Below are 12023 nucleotides of genomic sequence, written 5' to 3'. Positions count from 1 at the left end.
ATTATTAGTTAAAGTGGGGTTAGGAAATTTTGAGCGTGTTGCTGTTCAAGGAGAGCTAAGTGAAGGTGATAATGTTGCTATAAGAGGCGCGGAGCGTTTAACGGAAGGACAATTGGTTATTGTTCATTAACTTTTACGAATGAGACATTTTCTAAAATTTAAAAGGAAGCTTAGCTTCCTTTTTGTATTTTGAGTGGGTAATAAATGCAAATAGCTCATTTATTCAGATAGGCCTGTTGTTTTGACACCTATATTAGCTTGAATTACTGTATTTTTTGCTAAAGTCCATTGCGTATTAACCTTTTCCAATGCTAATTTAGGTGCAAAAGATTGTGCATTTAATGCATCATTTAACTGAACTGCAATAACTGTTTTAATTTGTGCTGAGACTTCATTTTTGAACTGTACTTTTAACTCATTTTTCGTTTGAGTAGCAAAAGCACTTGTATTAAATAAAACGATTGCAATTAATGCGACATTGGCTGTTATATTTTTCATTATCTACCTCGGTATTGAATAAAAATATTTATGCTGGTTGAGGGCATAAATTTTTTATAAATTAAAATCAATTTTAAATTCTTACCTTCAGTTCCTTTGGTTGTAAGGTTTTCTCAAGGTCGGGGGAATAATAACCGATTAGTTTGTATTTAAAAAACAATCATTTATAATGCGAGTAGATTAGAAAAACTAATGTATATCCAAGCGACCTCAAAATGTAGAATTCAGCATTTTAGAGGGACTTAATATCAAGCACAACTTTGTAAAAATGGCTATTCCCTTTTTAAAAGTTGGAACGCACAGAGTAAGTCCCTGTGAAAGGCCTAAAAGATTGGTTTAAAAACGATTTATACAGCGTTATTGATTTTGATAAAGGAGTAACCATCCTCTACTATCAATGCCTTGTCTAAATCGTTTTTAATTCCAATTGAAGTTCGTATTTTTAGGTCACTTGGATATCAATGTCATAAGGTTGTCATGTCTAGAAGGTTACCCCCATTAAATGCATTAAAAGCATTTGAAGCAGCAGCAAGAAACCTCAGTTTCACCAAAGCGGCTGATGAGCTTTTTGTCACGCAAGCTGCTGTTAGTCATCAAATAAAACACTTAGAAGAACATTTAGGTTTAAAGTTATTTTTACGTAAAAATAGATCACTTTTATTGACAGAAGAAGGGCAGGGATATTTTTTGGATATTCGTGACATTTTCACTCAATTAATTGATGCGACAGACAAGTTATTGGCACGTGGTGCAAAAGGGTCTTTAACCGTGAGCTTAACGCCCAGTTTTGCTATTCAATGGTTAGTACCTAGACTTAATTTATTTAATGAAGCGCACCCTGATATTGATGTGCGAATTAAAGCACAAGACCAAGATGAAAATTCTTTAACCGATGATGTTGATGTTGCCATTTATTATGGTAAAGGCAACTGGAGCGGTATAGAGACTCATAAGCTACATACAGAGTATATGGTGCCTTTATGTAGCCCAATGCTATTAAATAGCACAATACCGATGAAAACCCCTGGAGACTTACAAAAACATGTTCTTTTGCATGATATGACACGTAGGAATTGGAAAACTTGGATGAAAACTGCAGGTGTGAGAGATATTAAAGTAAATCAAGGTCCCATTTTTAGTCACTCATCTATGGTATTGCAAGCTGCAGTTCATGGTCAGGGGGTTGCATTAGGAAATAGTGTATTAGCTAAACCTGATATTGATTCAGGGCGTTTGATCATCCCTTTTAGTCATTATTTAGAAAGTAAAAATGCATTCTATTTAGTGTTTAGAGAGTCGCAATCGGATCTCGGTAAAATCGTTTCTTTTAAAGATTGGATGTTAGATTTAGTAGCTCAAGAACAAAATTAGGAGTATATTTCATGATTCAATGGTACAAAGCGGATAATCCACAAGCACAATTTATATTTGCACATGGCGCTGGTGCAGGTATGGATTCAGAATTTATGCAAAAAATGGCTGGTTTACTCTGTAACAAACAGATAAATGTAGGCTTATTTAACTTTGAATATATGCAAAAAATAAAAGCTGAAGGTAAAAGAAGGCCACCAGAACGTACTGATAAGCTATTAACATATTTTGATGAAATTCTGGCTCAAGCAGCTAAAGAAAGTGATTTACCACTGTTTATAGGTGGTAAATCTATGGGTGGACGAATGGCATCTATGATAGTGAGCGATAAAACTTACTTAGAGCATGATATTGTATCTTCAGTCAAAGGCGTCATTGTATTTGGTTATCCATTTCATCCGCCAGGTAAACCTGATAAATTAAGAACGGCACACTTTCCTGATTTAAATTGCCTTTTAAGCGTAATGCAAGGGCAAAGAGATATATTTGGTACTGAATCCGAAGTGTCAGTTATGAAGTTGGCTGATAATATACAACTTAATTGGCTACCGGACGGGGATCATTCTTTGATTCCGAGAAAAAAATCAGGCTTTACACAAGAACAAAACTGGATAAGTGCTGCTGAAAAAGCAGTTGATTTTATTAATGAGCAGCTATCATGATTAAAATATATTTAATGTTAGGAGGGCTATTTGCTGCATTTAGTGTGATTTTAGGTGCATTTGCAGCCCATGGCTTAAAAAGCAAGATTTCAGAGCAAGCGATAGTCACTTTTCAAACAGGGGTGACTTACCAGATGTATCATGCTTTAGCTTTGATTTTATTTACACTTGTCGCTAAGCAAGGAGTGCCGCTTAATTGGGCTTGTGGTTTTTTAGTGGCTGGCATTATATTTTTTAGTGGGAGTTTATATGCTTTAGCATTTACAGGTGTTAAATGGTTTGGGCCAATAACGCCTATTGGAGGGATATTTTTTATAATCGCTTGGCTATTATTTATTGTTCAGTTATATCGTTATTTTGAAATTTAGGGCTTAATTTTAATACATATTTAACAGCGTATTACCATAATTATGCAGGTATAAAAGTTCAGCTTAGTAAATAATAAACGGTAGTTTTTAAATAAAAGTTGTTGATAACATGTTTAGCTTGCAATTCGATACTTTACTTCATGTTACTGTCGTTTGATTGGCTCATTTATTGATAATTTTTAGACTAGATCTATCTATAAAAAATCCAGCCTCGGTATAGGCTTTAACAATACTGTTGTTATGGCGTAATTTTTTTAACCCTATTTCTATTGCTTGAAAGGCTTTTTTTCCATATGGGTGCTGAGTACTAATGACAAAATGCCGACTATCTCTTAACTCAATACCAATATTTTTTACCGGTATTAAAGTGATTTTATCTATAGAAAAGGATTGATCAGGCGTTGAATTAAACGGCATTAATAAAAAATCGATCCATTGTAAATGTACCATACGAGCCATACTTAGCCATTCATCCTCTCGAACAAGTTTTTTCAGTGGCAAAGCCTTTAAGGTCTGCCAATCAGTTTTCCATTTAGGGGTTGAAACACTGGTAAACTGCTTAAGATGTTCAATATCTGTAATAGCTAATACGTCAGAATTTAATGGGCTTGTGTATATACCTGCAATATATTCACCATGTCTGATCACGGGTGCAGAAATAAATGCTTTATCATTAAGTGCTTTTGCATCAGATAACCAGTAAGAATCAAAACTTATCAACAGTTTCCCTAGCTGCAACATTTTTGTATTTCGAAAGTTAATTTTACCTGGGGCATATCTGAAGGTATGTTCAAAACCACCTAATTTCAGAGCTTGTTGAGCGATGATCATATCTACCACATCTCGACGTATATTTTTACCTGAAAAGTGATTGATGTCGAGGACATCACGACCATCAAGAAATTCGAGGTAGTCTAGATATACATCGTCTCTGATATAAATAAGAATATCATCAGCATAAGCATTTTGCAGCATCAAGATAGAAAAATACAATGCGCAGAAAAATTTACCAATACTATTGCCACAAAAACTTTGCATTTGCTTATCTAATCCTTTATCACTGAATCATTATGTTCGTTGCTCTACTGAGAGTGAACTGTTGAATCATGTTTTTATCTTATCTATAACTTATCATGAAGTTAGACTTATATTAAAATTTATCATTGTTTTTGCCCATATATACTCAAACCACTTCAAGATGCAGGATTCAATTAGAATTAGAAACGCTTTAGGCAAGACATTGATTGCAGAGAATAGGTTATTCCCTTTTCAAGATCAATAACGCAGCTTAAAGCGCTTCTAAACTAACCCTGAAAACCATTCATGATTTTTACGGTTTGCCGCCAGACTTTTATACGTTGAATTACGATGTTGCAGGTGATCCTCATCTTGCTAAACAGATAAAGGCGCTCTTTCGTAAAAAAGGCATTGCTGCTGATATCAACGATAGTCGAGGCATAGACAATGGCGCTTGGTGCGTATTAAAACCTTTACGTGAGCAGGGGGTATTAATTATTGGTAGCTTTACTATGACTCATAATTTATCTGAATGGCGAGCTTTATGTGGTCAACTCCAACTGGGCACTTTTTTAAAGACAGTTCATAGTTAATTGATAGCTCATTATCTTTTAAACAATATGCTATTAATCAGCCAAGCATATTAATCATAAATCCATTGATACTAGGGTGTCTACTGTGTTCTGCATAGGAATTTTTTTGTTCATTGATAAAAACAGAAAAATGGACAGGCCTAATTATAAGATTTAATTTTATAGCTTCATATAAAAATAAATACCATTAGATAAACTTTAAATTATTTCTATATTAAAAAATTAGATCGTGCAGGAGGTAAAAATAAATTAATGGAAATCTGTTAGGACTTTTTTAAAATCACTGCGAATGAACTGATCAGAAGTATTATTAGCATTATCCATAATGGTGTATCACCATACTTAGAATAAAACGTACTGCCAGATATTGTGTTGAACTGTGTTTTTAGTACATTGGTTTCAAATTGCTGCGATGATTCTTGTTGATGGTTTAAAGGGTCGTATACCGCCGTTATGCCATTGTTGGTAACGCGTAACAGAGGTAAACCAAGCTCTTGTGAACGCATTCGCGCGATTTGCATGTGTTGATGTGGTCCATGAGAATCTCCAAACCATGCATCATTGCTTACTGTTAATAATACATCAGTATTTTCTTTTTGATTATTACGAAGGTAATTTGAAAATACGATTTCGAAACAGTTAGCAGGTAAAACATGAAGCCCATTTGCTAATAAATTCTTTTGTATTGGCTCGCCTGGTGTAAAGGAAGACATAGCTAAATTAAATAGTGGTGCTAATGGTCTTAAGAAGTCTTCAAATGGTACAAACTCACCTATGGGTAAAAGTTTATGCTTGGTATAACGATTGGTATGTAAATATTCATATTGGCCAGTGGTGCTGTTAGCTTCTTTTTTACCAACAACAATTAGGTTATTGAATACAGCTTTCGTCCCTCTTTGGTAATCCACTATGCCAGTGATTAATGCCGCGTTGTTAAAAGCTGCAGCGCTGTCGAGCCCGGATAAAAAACGATAGGCATAAGTCTCAATTTCAGGAATGGCAGCTTCGGGCCAAACAACTAAATCAACGTCCCAGTTTTTCCGTGTTAAATCTTGGTATTTTTTCATCGTAGGCCAAGCTTGATCTGGGTCCCATTTTAAACTCTGCTGAATATTTCCTTGAACAAGTAATACCTTGACTTCATGTTCTGTATGTTTAAGTTTATTGATATAAGGAGCAGTACTATAAAGTATTAATAATATACAGCTTGTAGCTGCTAACGCTTGCCAATGCTTTTTATCTATCAATATAAATAAACAAAAAGAAATAACTAAAACAATTATGCTTAGGCCAAACTCTCCAATAATAGGAGTTAATGTATTTAAAGGGCTATCAGTTAAAATATAACCTAAAGATAGCCATGGAAAACCTGTGAGCATAGTGGCTCTCAGTGCTTCCATTATAATAAATAATGGTAATAAACAGGCAAACCATAAATAGCTATTACCTACGGTAAGTGATTTGTTATTGCGCTTTTTTTGATATAATTTAGTACTCAGTCCAAATGCAAGGGCTGGATATATTGCCAGATAAGCACATAAGAACAGCATAAGTATTAATGAAACAACTAAAGGTAAGCCACCAAAATCAGCTATGGCCACATGAACCCAGCTTATGCCAGCGCCAAACCAGCCTAAACCAAAAAGAAATCCTTGTATTACTGAGGTTTTAACTTTTGCTGTTTCATTTGGCTTTATGTTAAAAAGAATGGTTGCAATGCAAATAAAAGCTAATGGCCATAAATTATAAGGAGCATAACTAAATGTCATTAGCACACCGGATAAAAATGAAAGTGTGCTTGTTACCATTTGCTTGTTAGTCAATTTGATCAAGAGGTCGCTTCAACTTCCAATTTTTTTGGTACTGTGATCTGTAATTGACCTATGCGTCTATTATCAGAGTTTGCTATTTTAAATTGGAAACCAGATACCTCAATGGTTTCACCTTTTTCAGGCATATGTCCAAAAGCGTGTAATATGATGCCACCTATGGTATCAGCTTCATTAGTATTAAAGTCTATTTCGAAGTATTCATTGAATTCATCGAGTGGTGTCAGTGCTTGAACTAAGTAAACATGTTTAGCAAGTTGTTTTATATCTTCTATTTCTTCTTCATCGTGCTCATCTTCGATTTCGCCAACGATAATTTCTAAAATATCTTCAATAGTTACTAAGCCAGAAACGCCGCCGTATTCATCAACCACAATGGCCATGTGATAGCGTTTTTGTCTAAATTCATCTAATAAGGTATCAAGTCTTTTACTTTCAGGTACTACAATTGCGGGGCGTAAGTGATCCGTTAAAGGAGGTAATTCATCATGATCTTTTAAAATTAAAGGTAATAAATCTTTTGCTAATAAAATACCTTCAATATGGTCTTTATCTTCAGATATTACCGGGAAGCGAGAATGTGATGCTTCAACCATAAGTGGTAATAACTCAGCCAATGGTTTATCAACATTTAAAGTGATCATTTGTGAACGCGGTATCATAATGTCACGAACTTTTAGTTCAGAAACACCTAATACGCCTTGGATCATTTTTTGAGTGTCAGAATCAATAAGTTCACGATGCTGCGCATCCTCAATGACTTCTACTAATTCTTTTTTACTTTGGGGTTCCCCTTGAAACATTTGGGCAATAGTCCCTAACCATGTTTTGCCTGAAGAACCCTGGTTACTCGGCGAGTTGTCATCGCTCATACGCTTTTATTTAGCTCCGTAATATTAAAATAAATCACTTCTTTATAGTGAAAGTGAATTAAACATCATCTCTATAAGGGTCGTCAATACCTAAACCCGCTAAGATTTGTTTTTCTAGACTTTCCATTTCAACAGCTTCATCTTTATCTATATGGTCAAAACCCAATAAATGCAAGCATCCATGGACAACCATATGCGCAAAATGATTATGGAATGTTTTTTCTTGTTCTATTGATTCTTTTTTTACGATCTCAGGAGCTATCACTAAATCACCTATTAAAGGTAAATCTATTCCGCAAGGCATTTCAAATTCAAATGATAAAACATTTGTTGCTTTATCTTTGCCGCGATACTCAAAATTTAATTGCTGACTTTCTTGAACATCCGAAATGCGAATGGTCATTTCAGCATTTGGTTTTAAATTTTTCAGTGCTGAATTTACCCAAAATGAAAACTGTTCTTCACTGGGTAAATCTTCAAATTTGCAAGCAATTTGTAAATCAAGATCAATCATTTTGTGTTTCTTTTGTATTATTTAATTTATATTGCTCTTTTTTAACAAGTGCACGTTTACGCTGAATCTCATCATATGCTTCATAAGCCATAACAATACGACCTACAACAGGATGTCGTACAACATCTTTTGCTTCAAAGAAGTTAAAACTGATTTCATTAACCTCAGATAAAACTTCAATTGAATGACGTAAGCCAGATCTCGCACCCCGAGGTAAATCAACTTGAGTGATATCACCTGTTATAACCGCTTTAGAATTAAAACCAATACGGGTTAAAAACATTTTCATTTGCTCAACAGTGGTATTTTGGCTTTCATCTAAAATAATAAATGCATCATTTAAAGTACGGCCACGCATATAAGCAAGCGGTGCTATTTCTATGACCTTTTTTTCGATTAAACGTTCGACTTTTTCAAAACCTAACATTTCAAAAAGAGCATCATATAATGGACGTAAATAAGGATCTATTTTTTGCGTTAAATCACCGGGTAAAAAACCTAATTTTTCACCCGCTTCAACTGCAGGGCGTGTTAATAAAATACGCCTGATTTCTTGACGTTCTAATGCATCGACGGCAGCTGCAACAGCTAAATAAGTTTTTCCAGTACCTGCGGGACCAACACCAAAACAGATATCATGATTGACGATATTAGATATGTATAAATTTTGATTTGCATTTCGAGGTTTAATAACGCCTTTTCTTGTTTTTATATAAGCATCATTAATGTAATCACCTGCATGATGATCTTGCTCTAAGCAGTTGGCTTCTTGTATGCTCAAATGTATCAGTTCAGGTTCTATTTCTTTGATTATGCCTTTTATTGCGACTGTTTCAACATAAAGGTTTTGTAATAAATCTAAACCCGCTTGCACATTTTTAATTTTACCTGTTATACGAAAGAGGTTTTCACGATAGGTGATCTCAAGTCCTAAGCGACGTTCAATTTGTTTAATATTTTCATCAAAAGGTCCAGTGAGCGATATAAGTCTTTGATTATCAGAAGGTTCCAAGTAGATTTCGCTAGTTTTTAATTTGTTGCTCACAAAACTATCCTTGCTATAGCAATTGACACTGGCATATTTATTTGCTCAGTTATATTTAATAGATAAGATGTAATCAAACCATCTTATCTATCTGTTTGCCACATAGTGGCCTTAAAAAAGTACTCAGTAATTCTATGGTGTAAAGGTTGCCACGCCTATTTCATTAACATCGTCTGTTACTGGTGCTTTTCTCAATATATCTGAAGGAGCAACATCTTTACGTAAATCCATTTGCGCTTCAGTGCGTAATAATTCACCACGTAACGAGTTTGGTAATGCTTCAGTGATACGCACATCAACAAATTGACCAATTGAAGAGTGTGGGCCTTCAAAGTTTACTACACGGTTGTTTTCAGTACGCCCCCTTAATTCCATTGGATTCTTTTTAGATGGGCCTTCTACTAAAATACGCTGTTCAGTACCAAACATTTTACGGCTGATATCTTGCGCCATTTGCGTGATACGGTTTTGTAATAAATATAAACGCTCTTTCTTTTCTTGCTCAGTTACATCATCAGGTAAATCTGCAGCAGGTGTACCTGGGCGTGCACTATAAATAAAGCTGAAGCTCATATCATAACCAATATCGCTAATAAGCTTCATAGTGGCTTCAAAATCAGCTTGCGTTTCACCAGGGAAACCAATAATGAAATCTGAAGACATACATAAATTAGGGCGAACTTTACGAAGCGCTCTAATTGTTGACTTATATTCAATCGCAGTATGGTTACGTTTCATTAATGATAAAATTCGGTCAGAACCACTTTGAACTGGTAAGTGTAAGTGGTCAACTAGCTCTGGTATATCTTTATATGCTTCAATAATATCAGGCGTAAATTCAACTGGATGAGATGTGGTATAACGAATCCTGTCTATACCATCAATTGCAGCAACGTAACGTAAAAGATCTGAGAAGTAACAAATTTCACCGTTATGTGTATCACCACGGTATGCATTTACATTTTGGCCAAGTAAGTTAACTTCACGTACACCCTGCTCTGCAAGTTGTGCAACTTCTAATAATACATCATCTAATGGACGGCTAACTTCTTCACCGCGAGTATAAGGTACAACACAGAATGTACAATATTTTGAACAACCTTCCATGATAGATACAAATGCATTTGGGCCTTCGGCTACAGGTTCAGGTAAGCGGTCAAATTTTTCAACTTCAGGAAATGAAATATCAATTACAGAACCTGATTTAGTTTGAACTTGTTTAATCATTTCAGGTAAGCGATGTAGGGTCTGAGGACCAAAAATTACATCAACAAATGGTGCACGTTTACGAATTGTGTCGCCTTCTTGTGAAGCAACACAGCCACCAACACCAATGACAAGATCTGGTTTGTCATTTTTTAATAACTTCCAACGACCTAGTTGGTGAAATACTTTTTCTTGTGCTTTTTCACGAATAGAGCAAGTATTAAGTAGAATTACATCAGCATCAGTCGCTTCATCAGTCAATTTATAACCGTTGGTAGCATCTAATAACTCAGCCATTTTCTGAGAGTCATATTCATTCATCTGACAACCCCAGGTTTTGATATGCAGCTTCTTACCCATAGTATTTATCTTGCCTCGTGCTTTGGTGATTATAGTTACAGTTTGTTGCAACTTTTAACGCTCTTATTGGTATGATTTTCAGATCAGGAATAAGAGCAGGGCGCGTATTTTATAACTAACTAAGCAAATGATCAAAGTTTAATAATCAAGGCTAATTAATTCATGACTAACCATGTAATTATAGTTTAAAATTTTGGTTGATAAATTTTATATTTTAGTGTTGATTGCATTGATTGTGCAGGCATTTGGGATATCTCAATTATGTGAATTGATAAAGTCTCTAAAAGTATTTTTAATGATCATAGTTGAGATGATATTTAGACCTTTAACAAAAAGGATGGAATTTTTTACTATAGATTAACTCGCATTATTGCTGTATTCCTTTGATGGAGCGTATAATATAGTAAATTTCGTTTTTAATTTAAAAGTTATGAAAAATCAGATTGTTATTGTTGGCGGTGGTATGGTTGGTGCTGCGACAGCTGTAAAACTTGCAAAGCAAGGGCATAAAATTACTTTAATTGAACCTCATGCTGTTTTATTAAATACAAATAATAGTGATGAAGTACCAGATATTCGCGTATCAGCATTAAACCGTTTTTCTGAAAAGTTATTAGATGAACTAGGTGCTATGCCAATTTTACGTGAAGGTAGAATAGCACCTTATACTCGTTTATCTGTATGTGAATCTTTAGACACTAATTTAGAATTTAAAGCCAGTGATATTGGTGAAACTCATTTAGGCCATATTCTAGAAAATAATTTAATACAAGCTTCCCTTTGGCAACAATTTGAAGCTTTAGATATAAAAGTAATAGGTGATGCAGGGAAATTAAAAAATATTATTCAGGGCAAAACACCGGCAGATAAAATAACCATAGCGTTTGAAAATATCACATTCGAGACTGATTTAATTGTTGCGGCTGATGGTGGCCAGTCTCAATGTAGAAAGCTAGTAGGTATTGGTTCTACAGGTTGGCAGTATCAACAAAGTTGTATGGGAATTTTAATAAAGCTAGATGCGCCGCAGCAAGATATTACATGGCAGCAGTTTCAACCGACAGGTCCAGTGGCTTTTTTACCTTTGCAAGCTCCTTATGCTAGCCTGATTTGGTACAATCATAGCCAAACCTTAGTTGAATTTAATAAGTTAAATGAACAACAACTTAAAGAGCGAGTACTAACTCACTTTCCTGTGTTACCTGGATATTTTGAAATTGTAAAAAAAGCAGCTTTTCCTTTAACACGTTCTCACGCTAATAAATATTATCAAGGCCGTTTAGTATTGGTGGGAGATGCCGCACATACTATAAACCCGTTAGCAGGTCAGGGCGTTAATTTAGGTTTTAAAGATGTTTCTGCTTTAGCTGACGTGCTAAATAATGTAGATGATGTCGGTTGCGTTAATTTATTATCTCAATATGAAAACAAACGTAGAAATGCCAATTTATTAATGATGAGCGTAATGGATGGTTGTTATGGGGTATTTTCTAATGATTTAAAGCCATTAAAAATGCTACGCCAATTTGGTTTAAAAGTCGCAAAAAATTCAGGCCCATTAAAAAATCAAATATTGAAATATGCCATAGGTGGATAAACCTGCTTCGCATTTTTATTAAGGCCACTATGTGGCAGAATAATATAGATTTAAAAACTATTTATAAAAACAGCAGTTTTAGGTGAAATTA

Annotated in this window: 12 protein-coding genes; 5 read left to right on the top strand and 7 right to left on the bottom strand. The window is 34.7% G+C overall.

Annotation, left to right across the window (positions count from 1 at the left end):
- Positions 1-219: 219 nt before the first annotated feature.
- On the bottom strand, positions 220-498 hold the full coding sequence (locus CJF42_RS22125; RefSeq protein ID WP_095368748.1) for a hypothetical protein: 279 nt from the start codon (positions 496-498) through the stop codon (positions 220-222).
- A 477-nt stretch (positions 499-975) separates the two neighbouring features.
- Between CJF42_RS22125 and CJF42_RS22120 the strand changes: the two genes are divergently transcribed.
- Genes CJF42_RS22120 through CJF42_RS22110 form a run of 3 tightly spaced genes read left to right on the top strand, consistent with a single transcriptional unit; the run spans position 976 to position 2899 of the window.
- Positions 976-1869, top strand: coding sequence for a transcriptional regulator GcvA (locus CJF42_RS22120; protein WP_095368747.1), 894 nt, complete (start codon positions 976-978; stop codon positions 1867-1869).
- 11 nt (positions 1870-1880) lie between these two features.
- Positions 1881-2531 (top strand): alpha/beta family hydrolase, encoded by a 651-nt coding sequence (locus CJF42_RS22115; protein ID WP_095368746.1) that lies wholly within the window; start codon positions 1881-1883, stop codon positions 2529-2531.
- The gene (locus CJF42_RS22110; RefSeq protein ID WP_095368745.1) at positions 2528-2899 is read left to right on the top strand and encodes a DUF423 domain-containing protein; all 372 of its coding nucleotides are present in this window, start codon (positions 2528-2530) and stop codon (positions 2897-2899) included. Before CJF42_RS22115 ends, CJF42_RS22110 begins: the two co-directional genes overlap by 4 nt.
- A gap of 162 nt (positions 2900-3061) precedes the next feature.
- On the opposite strand, the gene CJF42_RS22105 is transcribed toward CJF42_RS22110, so the two are convergent.
- A complete protein-coding gene (locus tag CJF42_RS22105) occupies positions 3062-3937 on the bottom strand; it encodes a hypothetical protein (protein ID WP_212668846.1) in 876 nt (291 codons plus the stop codon).
- A 299-nt stretch (positions 3938-4236) separates the two neighbouring features.
- On the opposite strand from CJF42_RS22105, the gene CJF42_RS22100 reads away from it, so the two are divergent.
- The gene (locus CJF42_RS22100) at positions 4237-4509 is read left to right on the top strand and encodes a class III extradiol ring-cleavage dioxygenase family protein (RefSeq protein ID WP_170940707.1); all 273 of its coding nucleotides are present in this window, start codon (positions 4237-4239) and stop codon (positions 4507-4509) included.
- A gap of 263 nt (positions 4510-4772) precedes the next feature.
- Here CJF42_RS22100 and lnt read toward each other — a convergent pair whose 3' ends face one another.
- The 5 genes from lnt to miaB form a co-directional block, all read right to left on the bottom strand.
- Entirely contained in the window at positions 4773-6278 is a 1506-nt protein-coding gene (lnt, locus tag CJF42_RS22095) for an apolipoprotein N-acyltransferase (protein WP_353651699.1), read from the bottom strand.
- A gap of 59 nt (positions 6279-6337) precedes the next feature.
- Positions 6338-7210 (bottom strand): CNNM family magnesium/cobalt transport protein CorC, encoded by an 873-nt coding sequence (gene corC / locus CJF42_RS22090; RefSeq protein ID WP_095368743.1) that lies wholly within the window; start codon positions 7208-7210, stop codon positions 6338-6340.
- Between the two features lie 58 nt (positions 7211-7268).
- Entirely contained in the window at positions 7269-7724 is a 456-nt protein-coding gene (gene ybeY, locus CJF42_RS22085) for an rRNA maturation RNase YbeY (protein WP_095368742.1), read from the bottom strand.
- Positions 7717-8769, bottom strand: coding sequence for a PhoH family protein (locus tag CJF42_RS22080; RefSeq protein ID WP_095368741.1), 1053 nt, complete (start codon positions 8767-8769; stop codon positions 7717-7719). The genes ybeY and CJF42_RS22080 overlap by 8 nt, the downstream gene beginning before the upstream one ends.
- A gap of 132 nt (positions 8770-8901) precedes the next feature.
- Positions 8902-10335, bottom strand: coding sequence for a tRNA (N6-isopentenyl adenosine(37)-C2)-methylthiotransferase MiaB (gene miaB, locus CJF42_RS22075; RefSeq protein WP_095368749.1), 1434 nt, complete (start codon positions 10333-10335; stop codon positions 8902-8904).
- A gap of 430 nt (positions 10336-10765) precedes the next feature.
- Here miaB and CJF42_RS22070 point away from each other — a divergent pair, with 430 nt between their 5' ends.
- The gene (locus tag CJF42_RS22070) at positions 10766-11932 is read left to right on the top strand and encodes an FAD-dependent oxidoreductase (protein ID WP_095368740.1); all 1167 of its coding nucleotides are present in this window, start codon (positions 10766-10768) and stop codon (positions 11930-11932) included.
- The last annotated feature ends 91 nt before the right edge of the window (positions 11933-12023 follow it).

Origin of the sequence: Pseudoalteromonas sp. NBT06-2, assembly GCF_002276045.1 — a bacterium.
Lineage (GTDB): Bacteria > Pseudomonadota > Gammaproteobacteria > Enterobacterales > Alteromonadaceae > Pseudoalteromonas.
The sequence above is the reverse complement of the archived record's forward strand: the minus strand, read 5'-3'. Positions and strand labels throughout refer to the sequence as shown.

Bases quoted from the DNA above. Each gene is read 5' to 3' on its own strand.
- CJF42_RS22125 (WP_095368748.1), bottom strand. From the start codon at position 498: ATGAAAAATATAACAGCCAATGTCGCATTAATTGCAATCGTTTTATTT.
- CJF42_RS22120 (WP_095368747.1), top strand. From the start codon at position 976: ATGTCTAGAAGGTTACCCCCATTAAATGCATTAAAAGCATTTGAAGCA.
- CJF42_RS22115 (WP_095368746.1), top strand. From the start codon at position 1,881: ATGATTCAATGGTACAAAGCGGATAATCCACAAGCACAATTTATATTT.
- CJF42_RS22110 (WP_095368745.1), top strand. From the start codon at position 2,528: ATGATTAAAATATATTTAATGTTAGGAGGGCTATTTGCTGCATTTAGT.
- CJF42_RS22105 (WP_212668846.1), bottom strand. From the start codon at position 3,937: ATGCAAAGTTTTTGTGGCAATAGTATTGGTAAATTTTTCTGCGCATTG.
- lnt (WP_353651699.1), bottom strand. From the start codon at position 6,278: ATGACATTTAGTTATGCTCCTTATAATTTATGGCCATTAGCTTTTATT.
- corC (WP_095368743.1), bottom strand. From the start codon at position 7,210: ATGAGCGATGACAACTCGCCGAGTAACCAGGGTTCTTCAGGCAAAACA.
- ybeY (WP_095368742.1), bottom strand. From the start codon at position 7,724: ATGATTGATCTTGATTTACAAATTGCTTGCAAATTTGAAGATTTACCC.
- miaB (WP_095368749.1), bottom strand. From the start codon at position 10,335: ATGGGTAAGAAGCTGCATATCAAAACCTGGGGTTGTCAGATGAATGAA.
- CJF42_RS22070 (WP_095368740.1), top strand. From the start codon at position 10,766: ATGAAAAATCAGATTGTTATTGTTGGCGGTGGTATGGTTGGTGCTGCG.